The sequence below is a fragment of the Sphingomonas metalli genome (assembly GCF_014641735.1).
In the GTDB taxonomy this organism is placed as follows: domain Bacteria; phylum Pseudomonadota; class Alphaproteobacteria; order Sphingomonadales; family Sphingomonadaceae; genus Sphingomonas; species Sphingomonas metalli.
Genome location: NZ_BMIH01000001.1, coordinates 1,069,514 through 1,090,028, shown reverse-complemented (window position 1 = coordinate 1,090,028; position 20,515 = coordinate 1,069,514). Strand labels below are relative to the sequence as shown.

Sequence of the window (20,515 nt, the reverse complement as noted above, 5' to 3'; positions counted from 1 at the left end):
AAACTGGTCTTACCAGATGTCTTTGTCGGACAATGTTCCGGTCACACCGCTGCCGCGGCGCGGTAACGGGCCCTGGTCGAGGCGAGCGACCGCCGCGTCTCCTCGATCGCCAGCTCCTCGGTGGTGAACAGCAGATGGTCCATCACTGCGGTCAGGTGCGCGCGCATCGCCGCGCGCGCCGCGACCGGATCATGGTCGCGCAGCGCAACGAGAATGGCGTGATGCTCCTCCACGACGGGCCGGACGTTGGCGCTGCGCGCCTTGGCATGGAGCAGCGCGCACTCCGGCGAGGTGGTGCGCACCCGCCAGAATTCGTCGATCGTCATCTGGATCGCGGCGTTGCGCGTGGCCTTGGCGATCAGGTGGTGGAAGTCGCGATCGGCATCCTCGGTCACATCGGGGAGAAGATTTTCCCGGCCGATCCGCTCGACCAGTGTCGCCAATTCCCCGAGTTCGGCATCGGTGATGTGGATCGCCGCCAGCGCCGCGGCCTCTCCCTCGAAGACGAGGCGCGCCTCGGTCAGCTCGAAGGCGGTGATCGCGAAGCCGGGCCGGTCGTCCTGGCCGGGCAGGCGTCGCACAAACGCGCCCGAGCCGACTCGCACCTCGATATAACCTTGCACTTCCAGGGCGATAAGCGCCTCGCGCACGGCCGGGCGGCTGACGCTGTACTCGACCGACAATTCCCGTTCGGCAGGCAGCCGGTCGCCGATCGCATAGCGGCCCGATCCCAGCTGGTCGAAAAGCTCGCGCGCCAGCCGCTGGTAGAGCCGGTCGCCCGTCGCGAGGGCGTCGCCGATGGTGGGGGGGCGGGACGGCATAGACGTTACTCGTTCGTTGACAGCGGACTGACCAATATCACATCAGCGCCCCGAAGCTATATCGCCGGCGACGGGAGTGGAAAATGGCGCAGATCGTGGTTGTCGGCGAGGGGATGCTGGAAATCTGCCGAGCGCCCGGCGCGGAAGTCAGCGGCGACTGGCGGCTGGGCTATGGCGGCGACACGCTCAACACCGCCATCCATCTGGCGCGGTTCGGCGAGCGGGTCCGCTATCTGACGGCGCTGGGCGACGACCCGTTCAGCGACGAGTTGCGCGAGCGATGGGGCGCCGAGGGGATCGATCCCGCGCTGATCCTCACCGCGCCCGGCGCGATGCCGGGGCTCTATGCGATCAGCACCGATGCCGAGGGCGATCGCAGCTTCAGCTATTGGCGCGGCGAGAGTGCGGCGCGACAGGTCTTCGCTTTGCCCGGCAGTGCGGCGGCGCTGGGCGCGGCGGGCGAGGCGGACATGCTGATATTCTCGCTGATCTCGCTCGCGATCCTGCCCGAGGCGGGGCGAGAGGCGTTGCTCGGGCTGGCGGCCTCGCTGCGCGCGCAGGGCAAGATGGTCGCGTTCGACGGCAATTACCGGCCGCGCCTGTGGGCCGATGCCGCGGAGGCGCGCGCGTGGCGCGACCGCGCGGTCGCCTGTTGCACGATCGGCCTGCCGACGCTGGAGGACGAGCAGGCGATGGGCGAGTCGGGCAGCGCCGCCGATACCGCCCGGCGATGGCAGGCACTCGGCGGGGGTGAGGTGATCGTCAAGCTCGGCGCCGATGGCTGCCTGTTGCCGGATGGGCAGATCCTGCCGCCGCCGGAGCGGCTGCGCCCGCGCGATACGAGCGGTGCGGGCGATGCCTTCAATGCCGGCTATCTCCATGCCCGCGCCGCCGGCCATCCGCCCGTAGAGGCGGCGGCGGCGGGGCATCGGCTGGCCGGCTGGGTGGTGATGCGGCCGGGCGCGGTGCCGGCGCGCGCGGCGCCGGATCCCTATACCGGCTGAGCGCGCGGGGCTGGCCGCCGAAGCAGCGTCCACAGCACCGCCGCACCGATCAGGTCGAACACCGCGAGGCAGGCGAAGAGCGGGTTGTAGCCGATCGTGTCGGCCAGCGCGCCGATCGTCAGCGAGAAGCTCATCCCGCCGATCCACGCGGCGGAGCCCGCCATGCCGCCGGCGGTGGCCACGACCCGCCGGTCGAACAGATCGGCCGCGAGCGTCATCAATGCGCCCGACAGCATCTGATGCGCGAAGCCGCCGATGCAGAACAGCGCGATCGCCGCGGCGGGCGAGACGGTGAGGCCGATGCATGCCGGCCCGATCATCAGCAGCGCGCCGGTGGTGACCACGATCTTGCGCGAGGTCACCAGCGACACGTCGAAGCGCCGCATCACCCAGGGCGCGTAATAGCCGCCGAGCAGCGACCCGGCATCGGCCGCGAGGAAGGGCAGCCAGGCGAAGGCGGCGACGCTCTTGAGGTCCAGCCCCTTGGCCTCGACCAGGTAGAGCGGGATGAAGAAGCTGAAGGTCTGCCATGCCGGATCGGCGAGGAAGCGGGGGATGGCGATGCTCCAGAAATCGCGGGTGCGCAGCACCGCCCGCCAGGTGAGCGGCGCCCCCTCCACCGGCGCCGCCTCTTCGGGCGCGTCGAGGATATGGGCCCGCTCGGCATCGGTCAGCCGGGGATTGAGGGCCGGCGGGCGATAGGCGATGTACCAGACCGCCGCCCAGACGATGCCGACCCCGCCCGTCACGACGAAGGCCGATTGCCAGCCCCAGATGGCGATGCAGGTGACGACGATCGGGGGCGCGATCATCGCGCCGAGCGACGAGCCGATATTGAACCAGCCGGTCGCCACGGTCCGCTCGCGCGGGGGGAACCATTCGGCCACCGTCTTCAGCCCGGCAGGGATCGCTGCCGCCTCGGTCAGGCCGAGCATCCCGCGGAAAAAGGCAAGCGAGGGCCAGCCGGCGGCGAAGGCGTGGCAGCAATTCGCGACCGACCAGCCGACCGCGAACACAGCGAAGCCGAGCCGCAGCCCGAGCATGTCGAGCAGATAGCCGGCGACCGGCTGCATCACCGTATAGGCCGCCTGGAAGGCGGCGACGACCCAGCTGTACTGCTGCGTCGTCATCGCGAACTCGCCCTTGAGCGTCGGCGCCGCAACCGACAGCGACGAGCGGGCGAGATAGTTCAGGACGGTGCCGATGGTCACCAGACCGATCATCCACCAACGCGTGCCGATCCGCATGGCCCTCTCCTTTTTGGTCAGGCCACTAGCCTGAGCCAGGCCGCTTCTGTCAATCCATAGGCTGTCAATTTCCCAATGTACGGGAATTGACGCGTCGGACCAACTGCGATAACTGGCCTTACCAGATCGCAAAGAATTGCGGCTTCACACGAGGGGGAGGTTCATCCCATGCGTCATCATCTCACTCTGCTCACGGGCGTCGCGATGCTCGCGATTGCCCATCCCGCCCTGGCCCAGGAAGGGGGCGTTTCGGCCTCGCAGACTCCGCCGGGCAGCGGCGCGGCCAACCCGCTCGCGCAACCGGGCGACCAGCAGGGCTCGAACAGCTCGACCGGCGACAGCGGCGCGCTGGAGGATATCGTCGTCACCGCGCAGAAGCGCGAGCAGAACCTGCAGGACGTGCCGGTCGCGGTGACCGCGATCACCGCCGACACGCTGGTCAACCGCAACGTCACCACCGTCACCGACCTGCCGCGGCTGGCGCCCAGCCTGACGGTGACGCAAGGCGCGGTACCGACCAACAACTCGATCAACCTGCGCGGCATCGGCACCGTGGCCTTCTCGACGGCGATCGAACCCTCGGTGGCGGTGATCGTCGACGACGTCGCACTGCTCCAGCAGGCCCAGGCCTTTTCGGGGCTGAGCGACATCGCGCGGATCGAGGTGCTGCGCGGTCCCCAGGGTACGCTGTTCGGCAAGAACGCCTCGGCCGGCGCGCTCAACATCGTCTCGCAGGGGCCGGCCCCGACGCTGACCGGCGCCGTGACCGGACTGGCGACGACCGACGAGGAATATCGCGTCGACGCGGTCCTCTCCGGTCCGCTGACCGACGGCATCGGCTTTCGCATCAACGGCTTCTATGGCGACCGCGAGGGCTTCATCCGCAATCTCTACGATGGTCGCAAGCTCAACAACGATCGCAGCTACGGCGTGCGCGGTCGATTGACGCTCGATCCGACGCCGGGCCTGACGATCGATCTGATCGGCGGCCATTCGGTATCCGAGTCGCGCGGCACCGCCCGCACCTTCCGCAACGCGCCGGCCAATGCGGCGGTCTTCGGCGCGTCGCTGGCGCAGACGCTGCCCGGCATCACGCCGGGACGCGACAATTTCAACACCGCCTTCAACGGGCCGCTGTTCAACAAGAGTCGCCAGACCAACGGCAGTGCGCGGGTGACGGTGGATCTGGGCATCGCCAACCTGATCGCGATCACCAGCTATCAGGACTGGCGTTTCCGTTTCATCGAGGATTTCGACTATATCGTCGGGCCGGTGCTGGGGCTGCCGAACGGCATCACCGCGCAGAGCGGCTTCCACGCGCGCCAGTTCGCGCAGGAGCTGCGCGTCGCCTCGAAGGGGCGCGGGCCGCTCAGCTACGTGTTCGGCCTCTATTATTCGGACGGCAAGACCGATCGCTTTTTCGACCGGGGACCGTCCGGCCCGGTGGTCGCCGCCTGGACGTCGGACAACGGCACCAAGACCTATGCCGCGTTCGCGCAGGGCACGTTCGATATCGGCCGCGCGACGCATTTCGACGCCGGCATCCGCGCCAATCACGAGGATATCTCGGTCAATTTCCTCAACCGTGCCATTCCGGCGGTGCGCCCGGCGAACAACGCCACCTGCCTGACGCAATGTTCGGGAACGGGCGCAGACAGCGTCGTCACCGGCAAGCTCGCGCTGCGGCAGGACCTGGGCGAGCGCGTGATGGCCTATGTCTCCTATTCGACCGGCTATAAGGGGCAGGGCTTCGACATCTCGACCGGCTTCACCCCGCTGCGCGCGGCCCGGCCGGTGCGTCCGGAAACGTCGGACGCCTATGAGCTGGGATTGAAGAGCCGCTTCCTCGACAATCGCGTCCAGCTCAACGTGGCCGCCTTCTGGACAGACTATAACGACTTCCAGGCGCAATCGGGCGTGCTGCTGCCCGACAATACGATCCAGCTGACGCTCAACAATGTCGGCAAGGTGCGGACCCGCGGCGTCGAGGTCGAATTGCAGGCGCGTCCCGTCGAAGCCTTCCGCATCGACGGCGGACTGAGCTTCACCGATGCGAAGGTGCGCGAGTTCCAGAACGCGCAATGCTATACCGGGCAGACAGCGGCGCAGGGATGTCTGCCGGTGACGGGCTCGGCCACCGGTTTCCAGGACCTGTCGGGCAAGCGGCTGAGCAACGCGCCGCGTTGGAAGTTCAACCTGGGCGGCACCTACGACATCCTGTTGCCGACCGCGCCGTTCGACGGCTTCGTCCAGGCCGACATGAACTATCAGAGCCGGGTCAATTTCGACCTGCTCGGCAACCCCCTGACGGTCGAGGACAGCTATGCGATCGTCAACGCCAGCGTCGGAATCGACCAGCATGATCGCGGCGGCGTGCGTATCGCCTTGTTCGTCAACAACATCTTTGACAAACATTATGCCAGCAACCTGAGCATCGCCTCGGGCGGCAGCGCGACGCTGCTGGCGCAGACCTTCACGCGCTCGGCGCGCCGCTATGCCGGCATCCGCGCGCGCTTCGGGTTCTGAGCGTGGCGAGCGACGGCGGGACGAACGGGGGGGAGGGGATGACCGGAATGCGCAGATCACGCCTGGCGCTATGGGCGCTCGCCGGTGCCGCGACCCTTTCGCTCGGCGCCGTCGCGCTGCGGGCGCAGGCGCCTGCGGCCGCGGGGCAGGCATGGCTCGATCCGAAGCTCGGTGCCGAGCAGCGCGCCGACGCCCTGCTCAAGGCGATGACGCTGGAGGAGAAGGCGGGGCAGGTCTCCCAGCAGTTCATGTTCGGCGCCTTCGAGAACTTCGCCCCTGTGGTGCGCGACCAGAAGGTCGGCTCGCTGCTGTTCGTTACCGACCCGGCGATCATCAACCGGCTGCAGAAGGTGGCGGTGGAGGAGAGCCGGCTGAAGATCCCGCTGCTCTTCGGCTATGACGTGATCCACGGGTTCCGCACCATCTTCCCGGTGCCGATCGGCAATGCCGCGTCCTGGGATCCGGACGGGGTGGAGCGCGTCCAGGCGGTCGCCGCGGCCGAGGCGCGGGCGGTGGGGATACACTGGGCCTTCTCGCCGATGCTCGACATCGCGCGCGACCCGCGCTGGGGCCGCATCGTCGAGGGGCCGGGCGAGGATCCGTTCCTCGCCGCCGCGCTGGCACGGGCGCAGGTGCGCGGCTTCCAGGGGCCGGCGCTCGGCACGCCCGGGCGGATCATCGCCGGACCCAAGCATTTCGCCGGCTATGGCGCGGCCGAGGGCGGGCGCGACTATGACGGCGTGCAGCTGTCCGACGCGCAGCTCTACAACGTCATCCTGCCGCCCTTCGCCGCGGCGGTGGCGGCGGGGGCGGGCAATGTCATGAGCGCCTATATGGATCTCAACGACATTCCCGCCGTCGGCAATGCCTGGCTGCTGACCGACGTGTTGCGCGGCCAGATGGGCTTCCAGGGCTTCGTCGTCTCCGACGCCAACGGCACGAAGAACCAGGTCGTCCAGAATTTCGCGTCCGACGAGGCGGATGCCGCCGTGCGCAGCGTCGCGGCGGGCAACGACATGGAGATGGCGTTCGGGCCCGCCGCCTCGGCCGAGACGCTCGCCGCCTCGGTGCGGGCGGGGCGACTGCCCGAGGCGACGCTCGACCGCGCGGTCAGGCGCATCCTGCTGGCCAAGTTCCGCATGGGCCTGTTCGAGCAGCCCTTCGTCGATGAGGCGAAGGCGAAGGCGATCCTCGCCGATCCGGCGCATCGCGAGGCTGCCGAGCGTGCGGCCGAACGCTCCTTCGTCCTGCTGAAGAACGACGGCGACATGCTGCCGCTGCGTGCGGGCGCGCACAAGCGGGTGGCGGTGATCGGCGCGACCGCCAATTCGAAGCGCGACATGCTGGGGCCCTGGGCCTTCCAATATGACCTGCCCGAGACGGTGACGCTGTTCGAGGGCGTCCGCAACCGGCTGGGCAAGGCCGCGACGGTGGAGACCGCGCCGGGCGTTCAGCTGAAGCGGGCGGTGCCGTCGATGTTCGAGACGATCACCATTCCCGGCGCCGCCAAGCCGGAGCCGCGCTGGGACGCGACGCGGGCGGCGCAGGAATATGACCGGGCGGTCGCGCTCGCCCGGTCAGCCGACATCGTCATCCTGACGCTGGGCGAGGCCGAGGACATGAGCGGCGAGAACGCGTCGCGCTCCGACCTGACGCTGCCGGGCGACCAGCGGAAGCTGTTTGACGCGGTGGCGGCGCTCGGCAAGCCGGTGGTCGTGGTGACGATGAGCGGGCGGCCGCTCGAGCTCGGCCCGATCCTCGACCGCGCGCCGGCCATCCTGCACACCTGGTATGGCGGTACGCGCGGCGGCACGGCGATCGCCCGGACGCTGTTCGGCGACGTCAATCCCGGCGGCAAGCTGCCCGTCACCTGGCCGCGCACGGTCGGGCAGGTGCCGATCTTCTACGCGCACAATACCACCCACATGCCCAAGGATCAGGGCAAGCGCTATTGGGACATCCCGTCGACGCCGCAATTCCCGTTCGGCTACGGGCTGAGCTATACGCGCTTCACGATCGGGGCGCCGACGCTCGACCGGACAGAGCTGGCGCCGGGCGGCACGGTGACCGTCTCGACCACCGTGACCAATAGCGGCCGCCGCGCCGGCGACGAAGTGGTGCAGCTCTATATCCACCAGCGGGCGGGCCGCGCCTCGCGCCCGGTGCGCGAGCTGAAGGGCTTCCAGCGGGTGACGCTGCGTCCGGGCGAGCGCCGCACCCTGACCTTCACCCTCGACGAGGCGAGCGTCCGCTACTGGAACGCGGCGGTGAAGGACTGGGTGGTCGATCCCGGCACCTTCGACCTGTGGGTCGGCGACAGCTCCGACGCGACCGGCCACACCAGCTTCACCGTGGGCGGTGCGCCGCGCACGGTGAAGGGCTGGAAGTAGCGGGCGCGTCGGCGGCGGCGCGATGAAGGCCGGGCGGGATCCTCGCCCGGCCTTCCGCTTGGTCTGACCGATCGTCAGAACTTGGCGCGGACGCCCGCCAGCAGGCGGCGGCCGGTGCTCTGGTTCAGCAGGATCCGGTTGGGATAGACCGAATATTGATAGTTGTAGCTGTTGGTGATGTTCACGCCCTCCAGATAGATCTGGAAGTTGCGGTCGACGTCATAGGCGAGGTTGAAGTCGACCTGCCCATAGGCGTCGGTATTCTCCGGCTTGCCCTGGGCGCCGCGGCAGACGCGCAGATAGGCGGAGCGCCAGTTATAGGCGACCCGCGCCTGGATCCCATGCCGCTCGTAGAAGCCGCTGAGATTGTAGCTGTTCTTCGACAGCCCCTCGATATCGGCGCAGTCGCCGGGGGTCACGACCTTCTGCGTGCTGGTGACGCGGGTATAGTTGGCGCCCGCTCCGAGGCCGGACAGGATGCCCGCACCGATCGCATAGTTGGCGCCCAGCTCGAAGCCGGTGACCGAGCCGCTATTGCCGTTGCGCGGCCGTGAATCGAGGAAGTTGTAGGTATAGGCCTGTCCCGACAGGTCCGTTCCCTGACGCGGGACGATCACGGTCTGGTTGCTGAGGAAGCCCGAGAACTTCTTGTGGAAGGCGGCGGCGGTGAGTGCCGCATCGCGCGCCACATACCATTCCGCCGATGCGTCGAAGTTCCACGCGGTGAACGGATCGAGCAGCGGATTGCCGCCGCTCGACAGCGGCTGGGTCACGCGGCCGGCATAGCTGTTGTTGGGGCCGAGATCCGACAGGGTCGGCCGGGTCAGCGTCTTGGAGGCGGCGAGGCGCAGCACGACATCCCGGGCCGCCTCGATCTTCAGGTTCGCGGCAGGCAGGATGTTGAAATAGCTGTTCCTGATCGTCACCGGGGTTTCCGGACCATAGCTGAACAGCAGCAGCGAGGAATCGCCGGGATTGGGCGCGATGCCGGTGACCGGCTGGATCACGCCCGTGGAGCTGGTCCGCGTATAGGCGAGGCGCGCGCCGATGTTGGCCGACCAGATGCTGCCCTTCCAGCTGGTGTTGAGGAAGCCGGCAAAGACCTTTTCGGTGACGTCGAAGCCCTGTTGCGGTTGCAGCACCGGCGTGAACCCGCCCCGCGCCAGGAAGGTCGCGGTGGGCAGGGCGGCCTGCTCGCCCGCGGTCCGCGCGTTGAGCGTCGCCGGGCGCGATTGATAGGCGATGATGTCGGCGACGCTGAACTGGTAGAAGTCGGCGATGATGCCCTTGCTGCCCGAGGAATTGGGCAGGAAGTTGGTAAGTTTATAGGGCTTGATCGGCGTGGTATCGACCGGCGTCGAATAGCCGCAATAGGCGCAATAGTTGGATCCGGGGGTGAAGTACTCGGTGTCCTGCTTTTCCCGGCGCGAGAAGAAGCCGCCGAACTGCACCGCGCTGAAGATGCCCGCATCGACCTTCCACTCGCCTTGGACGCGGGCCTCGGTCAGGTCGTCCGTGTAGCGGGAGTCGTTGATGCCGGTATAGTGGTTGGTCAGTTGCGACGGGGTGACCGTTTCGCTGCGGGTCAGGCTGGGCAGCGTCTGCCCGGCGGGCAGGCTGAAGGTCACCGGATTCTGGAGGTAATTGCCGATCACGAGCCCGGGCACATAGGCGCGGAGCTTGGCGCGGGAATTGGACAGGTCGGCCTCCAGCGTCACTGCCTCGCCCGCCTCCCATTTCACGTTGCCGCCGAACTGATAGGTATCGGTGTCGCGATCCTGGATGTTGACGATATTGTCGGACTGCTGCGGCACCGACCGCGGATCGGCGGCGAGCAGCGGATTGGCGGCGAAGAAGGCGCGGCCCGGCCGGGTGAAGTTCGTGACCGTGCCGTTCGCGTCGAAGCCGATGTCCGCGAAATAGGGCTGGACGAAGAACGACTTGTAATAGGTGTTGCGGGTGTAGGTGTCGTACTTGCTGTACAGCCCGTCGAGCGTGACCGTCAGCGTGTCGGTCGGCCGGTACTGCGCGGTCAGGTTGGTCGTGATCCGCTTCTGGTCGAAGGTCGCGCGCCAATTGTCATAGGCTTGCGGTACGTAGAGCGTCCGGGTGCCGCCGTCGTTGAGGAAGGAATAGGCGGCCGGGGTAAGCCCGGTCGACTGCGGCGTTCCGTTGATCAGCGACACCGTCTTGGAATCGGGCGCCACCGCGAACCAGCCCTCGACCTTGGCCTGATCGTCGAAGGACTTGCGCCGGGTATAGTTGAGGGAGGCCTCCACCCCGAAGCGCCCGTCGGGGCTGTGGTACGCGGCGACGAAACCGAGATTGGGGGTCGCCTTCTTCGACAGCAGGTCGTAGATGCTGCCCGCCTGAGCGGTGACGTGGAAGCCCGTTGCGCCTTCGAGCGGGCGGGCGGTGACGATGTTGACCGTCGCGCCGATGCCGCCTTCCTGCAATTTGGGGTCGTAGCTCTTGAACACCTCGGCGCGGCTGATCAGCGCCGAGGACAGGGTGGCGAAGTCGAACTCGCGCCCGATCGAGGTGGTCGCCAGCGTCCGCCCGTTGACCAGCACGTTGTTATATTGGGGGCCGAAGCCGCGCACGGTGATGTACTGGCCCTCGCCGCCGGTCCGCTCGATCGCGACGCCGGTGATGCGCTGGAGCGAGTCCGCGATATTCGCGTCGGGGAACTTGCCGACGTCGGTCGCGGTCACCGCATCGAGGATGACGGACGACTGACGCTTCGCCTCCAGAGACGCACGCTGGCTGGCACGGATGCCGGTGACGATGATGTCGCTGTCGTCGGCTCCCGGCATCGCGTCGGCCGGTGCGGTGGCTGCGGCCGGCTCGGCCGGCGGCGTGCCGGCGTCCGCCTGTGCCTGAGCCTGCGCCGTCGCGAACAGCGCGACCACCGATGTGGAACAGACAAGCATCTTCGAGACGCGAACCCGCATCGAACCCTCCCCTAAACGCCCTCGCCCTCTATCTGCGAGGATCTAAGTTACCGGTAACTTAGATCGAGGCGTTCCGGCAAGGGAGAATTGTGCATGCTCGAAGTGAGCTTGCGGACCGGCGCGATTTCAGATGCTTGGAAACCTCCGGCCCGTTCGTCGGCGCCGCGCGGAGGGTCAGACATGACCGGATCCTTCGGGACGCCCGGCGTCGCCGAGGCGACTCGGCGCGTGGCGGGCCGCTGCCAATGGGTTATCGTTCGCCGGGTCCTTCCTCCCGGGAGTGCCAGAAGCGGATCGGGTCGCTCAGGACCTCTCGACTGGAAGGGCGCGGGGGCCTGGCCATGCCGATCCGGTCGATGCGGACGGGCAGGTCCGGAGCGCCCCTTCGTCGTCTCGCTTCGTCACCCGAACCACCGACACCGGCGACGTCGTCCCAGCCAAGGCTGGGATCTCGCGGCGATGATGCGGGACGGATTGCGTCCGGCGATCCACCCGCGCCGGCATGACGGTGCGGTGCGGGTGGATCGGGGTCTGGCCTGTGCCGCTTATCCGTCAGGGCCGGGCGTCGCGTATTGCATCCAGCTCCGCCAGCCTGACCGGATCGCCTTCCGCCAGTTCGTCTTCGAGATGCGTGGCGATGGGGATGTCGAGAACCAGCGCCTGCGCCTCTCCCTCATAGTCCCGGGCAACGACGGGAAAGGCATCGACGACCTCGCGCAGGAAGGGCTTGTCGAAATCCTGGACGATCCTGCTGACGATCTCGCCCATCTCCACAGCTGCGTCCGGATCGAGAAGACTCTCGTCGCTGAGATTGATGAAGACCTCGATTGCAGCGATGAGCCGCGCGACATGGAAAGCGATCATGGCTTTACAACCTTTACATGAATGTTGGTAACGTTCTTCTTCTTGAACTGTCTGAGGGCGATGGTCTTCTGTTTGGGAGTAGGAACCTCCCACAAACCGATGAGACGATGCTGGGCCAGCACATCATTCTGCCTCAGCAATTGGGCAGTGGCGTGCGGACGCGTGGTGACGGCCCATTTGTGGTCGACGAGATAGTCGCCCTGCACACCGTCGAATTTGACCCGTCGCTTCGATCCATCGGCCATGGTCCGCGTCAGCGCGGGCGCCAGATCAGGGCGCGCACCCGGCGCCGTGTCGTTGTAGATCTTCCACGGCTTGTCGCTGTTGACGCGTTCCTTCACCCATTCGACTTGGAAGGGCGGAAAGGTCGGGCGCGGCGGTGCCAGGCGCAGGCGACGCAGCGCGGCGAGCTTGTTGATCGCCGCGCCGGGCGCCACCGTCAGCGCGACATTGCCGGCGACCGATCCCATGACATGTCCGATCTCCCGCGCGGACGCGTGCGCCAGACCAGATGCGGCGCCTGCGACCTGGATGCGTGCCGGGATATCCTCCGCGGCGATGACAGTGTCGATCGTATCGGCCAGTGCCAGCGCGTCGTTGCGGACGGTCGTGACCGGACTGGTCGTCAACGCGGCATGTGCCGCAGCCACGGCGTTCCTGCCGGTATCGTACAGCCCCTCTCCGACGCCTAGTGCAAATGCGCCAGTGGAACCGAGCGGCGAGGAGGCCCCGGCCGCCGGTTCGCGGGGCGATCGTGCGGCCGACTGGCCCGGCCTTCGGTATCTGCGCCGGGCCTCGGCCGACATCCCGCCGCGATCCTCTCCCACCGTCCCGGCGCGCCCGTCGACCGGAGGCTGACGACGATGCGGGCGATCGACGGCGCGACCCGCCGTTCCGGCCGATCGTTGCCCCATATCGGCCGACGTGAAACGACCATCGGCCGGATCATGCCAGGGGTTGAATTTGAGCTCGCGTCCGTCCGGCGCCACGGCCGACGGCCGACGGCCCGTACGCAGCCAATGCGAGTACTCCCCTCTTCGAACCTGCTTCATGTCGCCTCGTCCCCTGTTCGCGACAGGAACATAAAGGAAACATCATCCAAGATGTCAACGCCCGGCAGAAGACGGTGCCACGAAGACGACAGGCAAGGCGCGGACGCGATAGAGTTACGGACTGGTATGACGCTTAATGGTCGATCGATTTTCTAGCGAGAAATTGCAGAAGGTTCAGACCTTACCAATTTGTCCGCGAAGTTGCACTGGTTCGGCCTATTTGCGGGTGCGCTGTGCAAGAGGAACGGGATTTACAGTCGTGACGCAACCGGCATTCCAAGACGATGGCTGTATTATAGCCACTTCCGCACCTTTGAAGCTCGATCTCCTGCCACAATGGACAGGCTCGAACGTGTAAGTGAGGGAGGGGGTGGAGCAGCAAACGCGTCGGCGTGGCTTGTTCTTGGGACGGGCCTAGCGGGCACCGTCGGCGGCGGCAGCGGAGGTCAATGGCACGCGATTCACCGGCGGGATCGACCGGCCTAACATCCGCCTGCGGCAAGCATCTGTTTTCGATCGGAAGTGGTGGTGCCGCTTACAGGACTCGAACCTGTGACCCCCGCAATACGAAGGCTGCTTACGCTGCGGGAAAGTTGAGGATCTCTGCCATGTTGAACGGTGCTTCGGACGCGAGAGCCTAACCGACCCACGGGCGTCCCAAACGCGCGCATGAAGCAGACTTGGCCGCATCCTTTTGAAAGTGCCTTGCGATGGGAAACGGGCACAGTTCGACCTGCACCATACCTGCTGAGCCCCGGAGGCGACCATGCTGTGCCATCAGTCAAACCCGACCCGGTATGACTTGGTCAACGTCCGCTCTCGCCCACTTGCGGACATTCCGCACTGCTGATTATCAAAGCCCATGATCGCCTGGTTCATCGTGACCGTAGCGCTGCTGATTTGGAATGCCGTGTATTGCGGTCTCAAGATCGCCGCGGACTTTCGAGGACCGAAACCTGCAAGTGGTGTTTGGGGAATGTTTGCTCTTGCTGGCGTGCTCTCGATGATCGCTATGGCGCTGGTGGCCACAGGCGTCGCCGCTTCAGGAATTTAGAAGAACCTCGGACGTCCGCTTCTCCCCAGGTCGAGGCCGTACTCGGCCAAGCTGTCCCGCCTTTCGACGACACGCGGTGGAAGCCTATTGACGTACGGACGTGTGGAAACACCGGACTGAGGCCGAAAGTGCAGGCCGACGGGTCGATCGGCTATGACATCCCGGACGGCGGCTACTTCTACTATTCCTATATTGGGCGAAGCGGCGATATGGATATTCTGTCGCTGCAAAGCTCGGGCGGGGGAAGCGGGCATTTTACCCAGCTAGTCGGCGTCAGGCACAGCGGGCACCTCATAAGCTGGGTGAAGGACATTGCTGGCGGTGATCGATGCAACGGCAGCGTCTCGGGCGAGACAATCTCGAAGGGTAGCCTATCCTTCGATCAGGCGATCACGCCGTACGATCTCATCGCGCTCGCGGCTCCGGAAGAACATCTGAAAGCCTATCATGACCTGGAGGATTCGGCGGCGAGTTGCATCGGTTCAGTGCACCGGACCGGCGAAGATGCGCGTTGGACCGGCGTGAGCCTCACCGACGAGGAGCATCTCGATCAGAAGGGTTGGACTGACCAATACACGTATCAGGCCTGCTTCAACGCTCTATACCGAGAAGACGTCCGCGCTCGCCGCGTAGACCTTGATCATCAAGGTGTAATGATGTTTGCGCGGGCGTTCGTCATTCACTGTCTTAAGAAGCATTGAAACGAGCCGCTCGCGGCGCGCGGACCATCTGACGTGACCCCGTTCTTTCATCCAGCGGGAACCAGAGACTGGCCGGTGTTGTCGCGCAGGAGCGCGGGTGAAGCAACGGGCGGGATTAACTCCGCCCGTTGCTGTTCGAGCCCGGCAGCGAAGGCTGCCGGAGTGGCGTAGCCGAGCGACGAGTGCGGCCGCTCGGTGTTGTAGTCGTCGACCCAGCGCGCCAGGATCGAGCGGGCCTGGCCGATGGTGAAGAACAGCGTCTCGTTGAGCAGCTCGTCGCGCATGCGACCGTTGAAGCTCTCGACGAACCCGTTCTGCGTCGGCTTGCCGGGCGCGATGTAATGCCACTCCACGCCCGCTTCGCCGGACCAGGCAAGCACCGCGTTCGAGGTGAGCTCGGTGCCGTTGTCGCTGACGATCATCTTCGGCCTGCCACCGTCGGCGATCAGATCGGCCAGCTCGCGCACGACCCGCCGGCCCGAGATCGATGTGTCGACCACCGCCCGGAGGCACTCGCGCGTCACGTCGTCGACGATGTTGAGCACGCGGAACCGCCGGCCGGTGACGAGCTGGTCGTGGACGAAGTCCAGGCTCCAGCGCTGGTTGGGGAGCGCCAGCACCGGCGCGGGCGCCCGCGCGCCAACGGCGCGCCTTCGCCCCTTCCTGCGCCTGACCGTCAGACCCTCCTCACGATAGAGCCGCTGGGTCTTCTTGCGGTTGATCGTGATGCCGTCGCGGCGCAGCAGGATGTGCAGGCGTCGATAGCCGAACCGCCGGCGTTGCTGCGCCAGCTCGCACAGCCGAGACCATAGGTCGCCATCATCCGCCCGGCACGAGCGATACCGCACGCTTGTGCGGTCTGCCCCAACGACCGTGCACGCCCGCCGCTCGCTCATCCCCAACGTCGCCTGGAGATGCGCGACCGCTTGCCGCTTCGCGGCGGGCGTCACCATTTTTTTGACAGCAGGTCTTTCAACCCCGCATTGTCGGGCATCGTATCCGCCAGCAGCCGTTTGAGCCGTGCGTTCTTCTCCTCGAGCGACCGCAGGCGCTTCGCGTCGGATACCTCCAGCCCGCCGAACTTCGCCTTCCACGCATAAAAGGTCGCGCTCGACATCCCGTGCCTGCGGCACAGCTCTGTCACCACCGCACCTGCCTCGGCCTCTTTGAGAATGCCGATGATCTGCTCTTCCGAAAACTGCTTCCGCTTCATTCCGTCCGTCCCTCGATGGGCCGGTCTCTAGTTCCAGGTGGATGAAGAAACCGGGGTCACGTCACACGGCATTTACGGGGCGGTGCTGCAGTCGAAAGCTTTGCGGATGGCCAAGCTCATGTTCCATTAGGCTGCTGCATCAACGTGAAGCGAGCCTGGATGGATAGGAAAAGCCTTGCGTTTAGCAGAGTCCTGCTAAGGTCCGGATCTGGGTCGAGCGCGCCGCGGTCGCTTATGCGTCTCGCTTCGTTTTTCGCGGCTTGGGTGTTGGCAGCTCCGCGGCCGTGACGCGCGGTAATTCGCTGAGCCAATCAGGATCTTCCCATCGATCTGCCCCGATGGGCATGTGCGGCTTGGCTCCTGGGTATGGCGGGGCATCTGACACCGGTTTGGCATGCGCACCGCCCGACACTGTCGGCTTGACGAAGAGCTGGTCGTCGCAGACCGAACCGATCATTTTGCCGTCGAGGTAGACGCCGTACTCACCGAACATGGGCTTGGCTATCACCCCGCGGCCGCGGTCGCCTGTTCAAGGAGGAATCCGATCGTCCGTTTCTGCGTCGCCATGTCTGAAGCTCAACAGACGAGCGCTGCTGCGCACAACGAGAGGACCAGTCCGGGTCGCTGGTGGCGTTGAACGAGCAGCTGCTCTCGGGAAAGGTCAAGATGGCGCTGAACGGCCGATTGTGAATCCTCGGCAACCCGCTGCCGAATCCTACCGGCAATAGCTTGATCAATGTCCCTTCAGCAGGTCTCGGTGGCGACGCGGTTGCGAGCGCAGATACTGATTGGGCGCAGTGACCTGAGCGCCGAGTTCCGCGGCAGCGTGCCACGGCCAACGGGGATCGTACAGGATGGCTCGAGCTAGCGCGACGAGATCAGCGTCGCCAGTGCTCACGATCGCCTCGGCATGCTCGGGCTCGGTGATGAGGCCGACAGCGATCACGGGCATCGTCGTGGCCTGCTTCACCGCGCGTGTCAGGGGTACCTGGTAACCGGGGCCGACGGGGATCTGCTGACGCGGATCGAGGCCGCCACTCGACACATGGATCGCTGCACAGCCGCGCTCCTCGAGGGCCTGCGCGAAGGCGATCGTCTGCTCGGCGTCCCAGCCGCCGTCGACCCAATCGGTGCCGGAGACGCGCATAGTCACCGGTCGATCCGTCGGGAACGCCCGCCGCACGGCGTCGAACACGGCCAGCGGAAAGCGCATCCGGTTCTTCAGGCTACCGCCATATTCGTCGTCGCGGCGGTTCGAGAGCGGCGACAGGAACTGGTGGAGCAGGTAGCCGTGGGCACCGTGGATCTGCACGGCATCGAGCCCCAGACGCCCCGCCCGTCGCGCCGCCTCCGCGAACGCCTCGACCAGGCCGTCGAGTGCCGCGGCATCCAGCGCCATCGGAGCATGATCGCCGTCGGTGAAGGGCAATGCAGACGGAGCCACGGTCTGCCAGCCGTTCTCGGCGGAGGGCGCGATCTGCTTGCCGCCGCGCCACGGCAGATCGGTCGATGCCTTGCGGCCTGCGTGGCTCAACTGGATTGCGATAGGCATGTCCGCATGGGCCCTCACGCCGGCCAAAACCCGTGCCATCGCCGCCTCGGACGCATCGTCGAACAGGCCCACGTCGGCAAAGGAGATCCGCCCTTCCGGCACCACCGCCGTCGCCTCGATCGTCAGCAGCCCTGCGCCTGAGAGAGCCAGGTGACCGAGGTGGATCAGGTGCCAATCGGTCATGCATCCATCGACCGCCGAATATTGGCACATAGGCGCAATGACGATACGGTTGGCGAGTTCCAGGCCACCGACGGAGAAGGGCTGGAAAAGCTGGGGTCCGGGCATCGGGATCGTCCTGTTCAATAATAGCGCGGGATCGGCCCCTGCTGAGGCGTCTGATCGGGGAGATCGATGAACGCCTCGTCGACGTAGCACCAGCCCCATCCCTCGGCCGGGTCGTACCCTTCGATGATCGGGTGCTGGGTCGCGTGGAAGTGGGCGGTAGCATGGCGATGCGGCGACTGGTCGCAGCAACCGACGTGCCCGCACGTGCGGCATAGGCGAAGGTGCAGCCACGCGCTGCCGATCTCGAGGCACTCCTCACATCCACGTGCGCTCGGGGTCACTTCGCGGATCGAGGCGGTATGGCTGCAGGTCGTCATTCGTCCTCCTGTCTGCGGCGGCATGACCATCGTCCTTGCGCTGACGTCGTTGGGTTTTAGCAATATTGCGACCAGGCAAAAAGTTGTCGCCGATGATCCCCGCCGACATCGAGCCGCACGGGCGCCGGCATGAACGCGTGGCGGGTCTGGGGATGGGCGGGGCACAGGTCGAACGACAAAAAACTGAGTCTCGTTGCGCTATGCGCTACAGACACGCGTGACCGACGGCCTGCTTTCGGAAGTCACCTCTACCTTCGCGTGACATCCGAGCAGTGCGTCCAGCTCAGCAAGCGGCAAGGGGCGGCTGATGAAATAGCCCTGCGCGAGATCGCAGCCGGCCTCCTTGAGGAAGGTCAGGCAGCCTTCCTCCTCGATCCCCTCGGCGACCACCTTAAGACCCAATCCATGCGCGAGGTCGATTGTCGAGCGGACCATCAGTTCGTCGGCATGGTTGAGATGCGCATGCTGGACGAAACGGCGATCGATTTTGAGCTCGGACAGAGGCAGCCATTGAAGATAGCTGAGCGTCGATTGACCGGTTCCATAATCGTCCATCGAGATGGCGCAGCCCAGGTCGCGGTAGCGGCGCAGCGTCTCTGCGGCCCGGTCCGGATCGTCGATGGTGGCGGACTCTGTAACCTCGAGGATGAGGCTGCCGGGCGCGATCCGGCCGGAGGTCAGGACGGCGCAAAGTGCCTCGCCGAAGCTTGTATGGGTCAGCAGCCGCGCCGAAACGTTGATCGCGGCGCTCAGCGTCAGCCCGCGCTCGCGCCATGCGGCCATGTCGCGGGTGATGCGGTCTAGCATGTAGAGGGTGAGCGGCGCGATGCGGTCGGTCTGTTCGGCCAGTGGGATGAACAAGTCCGGCCGAATCATGCCCCGTTCCGGGTGACGCCAGCGAACCAGGGCCTCGACGCTGGTGATGCGATCATCGGCAAGCGACAGCTTGGGTTGGTAGTGGACCTCGATCTCGCCGCTGTCGATGGCGCGGTCGAGCTCGCCCATCAGCGACACGCGCTGCTCGAGCTTGGCCCGGTCGAGGCTGCCATGGTGCCAGAAGGTGGCGCTCTCCGCCGCCTCGTCCGCGGCGCGCACGGCGGCGTTCAGCCGTTCGGCCAGCGGACCCGCCATGTCGGCGACGCCGATATGGATGGTCGGGTCGACGCGGCGGCCGGCGACCTCGATCGGTTGCAGCAGCATTGCACGCAGGCGCGTGGCCAGATCGTCGCGATCGCCATCGACCGGCAGGGTCAAGGCGAACTGTCGATCCGACAGGCGAAAGACCTCTGCGCCCCCCGCGGCCAGCCGCAGGCGTTCGACCAGTCGCAGGACCAGATCCCGCTCGGCCGCCGGCCCCAGCACGGCCAGCAACGGCTCCAGATTGGCGAACAGCGCGACGGCGAGCGTCGCGGCAGGGTCGAGGCACGCACGGTTCAGCGCCAGCCGGTTGGGCAGGCCGGTGACATCGTCGGTCGAACGCTGGTGGTCGAACCGCTCGATGACGTGCAGCGCGAGGCGGCCCAGCCCGACAAGGCCGATGAGCAGCAGGCCGGCGGTGAGCGGCAGCCAATATTGATAATGGACCTGCGCGAACATCGCTCCGGCGAACAGAGCAACGCCGCCCGCCGCCGCTGCCGCCGCCGCGGTGCGCAGTCGTTCCAGGCGGAGCATCCCGGCCGCGATGGCGAGGGCCGCCAGCATCGTCCAGGCGAAGGAACCGGAGTATGGCAGTCCGGGAAGCAGGCTCTCGGCGGCCAGCGCCTGGATCACCACGCCGGGGATAACGCCCCAGACAGGGGTGGCGTAGCGATCCCCCATCTCGATCGCGGTGGCCCCGATCAGCACGTCGCGCCCCCTCACCTGGGCCGGATCGAACCGCCCGTCGCGCACATCGACGAAACTCAGCCGGGGGATGGTGGCGGGATCGATGCCATAGTCGATGCGAAAGGTCCGATCGGCCACGCCGGGCCGGTTGCCCAGATAGGCCGCCAGCGACGGGCGCGGGACGTCCGCGGTGATCGTGCCGAAAGGCATGCGCCGCACCATGCCGTCATCATCCGGGGCGACGTTGACCGATGCCAACGCCGCATGCGCGCGCAATATGGGCAGGGGAAGCGCGTCCATCGATCGCGTATCGCCGGCACCGGCGCGCTGGGCGAAGGTCGGCAGCACCACGCGACCGTCGGCTCGCGCGATCGCCGCGGCCAGCTGCGCGTCGTCGGACGGGTCCGATGCCGAGGACAGATCGACGTCGAAGACGATCGAGGCCGCGCCGGCGCGGGTCAGCTGATCGATGGCGGCGGCATAATGGCGTCGCGACCACGGCCATTGCCGGATTGCCGCGACGCTGGCGGCGTCCATTTCGACGATCGCGATCCGGCCGCTGGCGGGCCGGCCTGCGAGCGCGAAGCGGAGCGGATCGAGCGTGCGTTCGGCCCAGCGACCCGCCGGCAAGGTCGCGAAGGCCAGGGTCATCGCCGCCGCGACGAACAGGATGAGCAGGCGGACGGGGCGAAACACACGCTTCATATC

The 20,515-nt window shown here is 66.6% G+C and carries 15 protein-coding genes; 5 read left to right on the top strand and 10 right to left on the bottom strand.

Annotation, left to right across the window (positions count from 1 at the left end):
* Positions 1–41: 41 nt before the first annotated feature.
* Positions 42–821, bottom strand: a complete 780-nt coding sequence (locus tag IEX18_RS05430; RefSeq protein WP_188657640.1) for a FadR/GntR family transcriptional regulator — start codon at positions 819–821, stop codon at positions 42–44.
* A gap of 83 nt (positions 822–904) precedes the next feature.
* Between IEX18_RS05430 and IEX18_RS05425 the strand changes: the two genes are divergently transcribed.
* Positions 905–1,825, top strand: coding sequence for a sugar kinase (locus IEX18_RS05425; protein ID WP_188657639.1), 921 nt, complete (start codon positions 905–907; stop codon positions 1,823–1,825).
* Here IEX18_RS05425 and IEX18_RS05420 read toward each other — a convergent pair.
* Complete coding sequence (locus IEX18_RS05420; RefSeq protein WP_188657638.1) at positions 1,813–3,072, bottom strand: MFS transporter; 1,260 nt, start codon at positions 3,070–3,072, stop codon at positions 1,813–1,815. The two genes, IEX18_RS05425 and IEX18_RS05420, sit on opposite strands and share 13 nt — an antisense overlap.
* Positions 3,073–3,240: 168 nt before the next feature.
* Between IEX18_RS05420 and IEX18_RS05415 the strand changes: the two genes are divergently transcribed.
* On the top strand, positions 3,241–5,598 hold the full coding sequence (locus IEX18_RS05415; RefSeq protein ID WP_188657637.1) for a TonB-dependent receptor: 2,358 nt from the start codon (positions 3,241–3,243) through the stop codon (positions 5,596–5,598).
* Positions 5,599–5,645: 47 nt separating this feature from the next.
* Positions 5,646–7,988 (top strand): beta-glucosidase BglX, encoded by a 2,343-nt coding sequence (gene bglX / locus IEX18_RS05410; protein WP_229664375.1) that lies wholly within the window; start codon positions 5,646–5,648, stop codon positions 7,986–7,988.
* Between the two features lie 74 nt (positions 7,989–8,062).
* Here the strand turns inward: bglX and IEX18_RS05405 are convergent, their stop codons facing one another.
* The 3 genes from IEX18_RS05405 to IEX18_RS05395 form a co-directional block, all read right to left on the bottom strand.
* A complete protein-coding gene (locus IEX18_RS05405) occupies positions 8,063–10,942 on the bottom strand; it encodes a TonB-dependent receptor (protein WP_188657635.1) in 2,880 nt (959 codons plus the stop codon).
* A gap of 552 nt (positions 10,943–11,494) precedes the next feature.
* On the bottom strand, positions 11,495–11,806 hold the full coding sequence (locus IEX18_RS05400; protein ID WP_188657634.1) for a hypothetical protein: 312 nt from the start codon (positions 11,804–11,806) through the stop codon (positions 11,495–11,497).
* Complete coding sequence (locus IEX18_RS05395) at positions 11,803–12,858, bottom strand: hypothetical protein (protein ID WP_188657633.1); 1,056 nt, start codon at positions 12,856–12,858, stop codon at positions 11,803–11,805. Before IEX18_RS05395 ends, IEX18_RS05400 begins: the two co-directional genes overlap by 4 nt.
* 862 nt (positions 12,859–13,720) lie before the next feature.
* Here IEX18_RS05395 and IEX18_RS05390 point away from each other — a divergent pair.
* Entirely contained in the window at positions 13,721–13,912 is a 192-nt protein-coding gene (locus tag IEX18_RS05390; RefSeq protein WP_188657632.1) for a hypothetical protein, read from the top strand.
* Positions 13,913–14,040: 128 nt separating this feature from the next.
* Positions 14,041–14,613 carry a hypothetical protein gene (locus IEX18_RS05385; RefSeq protein WP_188657631.1) on the top strand — a complete coding sequence of 191 codons (573 nt, stop codon included), beginning with the start codon at positions 14,041–14,043 and terminating at the stop codon, positions 14,611–14,613.
* A 47-nt stretch (positions 14,614–14,660) separates the two neighbouring features.
* Here IEX18_RS05385 and IEX18_RS05380 read toward each other — a convergent pair.
* From IEX18_RS05380 to IEX18_RS05360, 5 genes are all read right to left on the bottom strand, one after another.
* A protein-coding gene (locus tag IEX18_RS05380; RefSeq protein WP_188657630.1) for an IS3 family transposase occupies positions 14,661–15,826 on the bottom strand; the annotation gives its coding sequence in 2 pieces (ribosomal slippage) (positions 14,661–15,574 and positions 15,574–15,826; 1,167 coding nt in all).
* A gap of 232 nt (positions 15,827–16,058) precedes the next feature.
* Positions 16,059–16,319 carry a TfoX/Sxy family protein gene (locus IEX18_RS05375; RefSeq protein ID WP_229664374.1) on the bottom strand — a complete coding sequence of 87 codons (261 nt, stop codon included), beginning with the start codon at positions 16,317–16,319 and terminating at the stop codon, positions 16,059–16,061.
* A gap of 240 nt (positions 16,320–16,559) precedes the next feature.
* On the bottom strand, positions 16,560–17,666 hold the full coding sequence (locus tag IEX18_RS05370) for an NADH:flavin oxidoreductase/NADH oxidase (RefSeq protein WP_188657629.1): 1,107 nt from the start codon (positions 17,664–17,666) through the stop codon (positions 16,560–16,562).
* A 14-nt stretch (positions 17,667–17,680) separates the two neighbouring features.
* Positions 17,681–17,983 carry a UBP-type zinc finger domain-containing protein gene (locus tag IEX18_RS05365; RefSeq protein WP_188657628.1) on the bottom strand — a complete coding sequence of 101 codons (303 nt, stop codon included), beginning with the start codon at positions 17,981–17,983 and terminating at the stop codon, positions 17,681–17,683.
* Between the two features lie 198 nt (positions 17,984–18,181).
* Entirely contained in the window at positions 18,182–20,512 is a 2,331-nt protein-coding gene (locus IEX18_RS05360) for a putative bifunctional diguanylate cyclase/phosphodiesterase (RefSeq protein WP_188657627.1), read from the bottom strand.
* Positions 20,513–20,515 lie beyond the last annotated feature (3 nt).

Excerpts from the sequence above, each read along its gene's own strand:
- IEX18_RS05430 (WP_188657640.1), bottom strand. The coding sequence starts at position 821 with ATGCCGTCCCGCCCCCCCACCATCGGCGACGCCCTCGCGACGGGCGAC.
- IEX18_RS05425 (WP_188657639.1), top strand. The coding sequence starts at position 905 with ATGGCGCAGATCGTGGTTGTCGGCGAGGGGATGCTGGAAATCTGCCGA.
- IEX18_RS05420 (WP_188657638.1), bottom strand. The coding sequence starts at position 3,072 with ATGCGGATCGGCACGCGTTGGTGGATGATCGGTCTGGTGACCATCGGC.
- IEX18_RS05415 (WP_188657637.1), top strand. The coding sequence starts at position 3,241 with ATGCGTCATCATCTCACTCTGCTCACGGGCGTCGCGATGCTCGCGATT.
- bglX (WP_229664375.1), top strand. The coding sequence starts at position 5,646 with ATGCGCAGATCACGCCTGGCGCTATGGGCGCTCGCCGGTGCCGCGACC.
- IEX18_RS05405 (WP_188657635.1), bottom strand. The coding sequence starts at position 10,942 with ATGCGGGTTCGCGTCTCGAAGATGCTTGTCTGTTCCACATCGGTGGTC.
- IEX18_RS05400 (WP_188657634.1), bottom strand. The coding sequence starts at position 11,806 with ATGATCGCTTTCCATGTCGCGCGGCTCATCGCTGCAATCGAGGTCTTC.
- IEX18_RS05395 (WP_188657633.1), bottom strand. The coding sequence starts at position 12,858 with ATGAAGCAGGTTCGAAGAGGGGAGTACTCGCATTGGCTGCGTACGGGC.
- IEX18_RS05390 (WP_188657632.1), top strand. The coding sequence starts at position 13,721 with ATGATCGCCTGGTTCATCGTGACCGTAGCGCTGCTGATTTGGAATGCC.
- IEX18_RS05375 (WP_229664374.1), bottom strand. The coding sequence starts at position 16,319 with ATGTTCGGTGAGTACGGCGTCTACCTCGACGGCAAAATGATCGGTTCG.
- IEX18_RS05370 (WP_188657629.1), bottom strand. The coding sequence starts at position 17,666 with ATGCCCGGACCCCAGCTTTTCCAGCCCTTCTCCGTCGGTGGCCTGGAA.
- IEX18_RS05365 (WP_188657628.1), bottom strand. The coding sequence starts at position 17,983 with ATGACGACCTGCAGCCATACCGCCTCGATCCGCGAAGTGACCCCGAGC.
- IEX18_RS05360 (WP_188657627.1), bottom strand. The coding sequence starts at position 20,512 with ATGAAGCGTGTGTTTCGCCCCGTCCGCCTGCTCATCCTGTTCGTCGCG.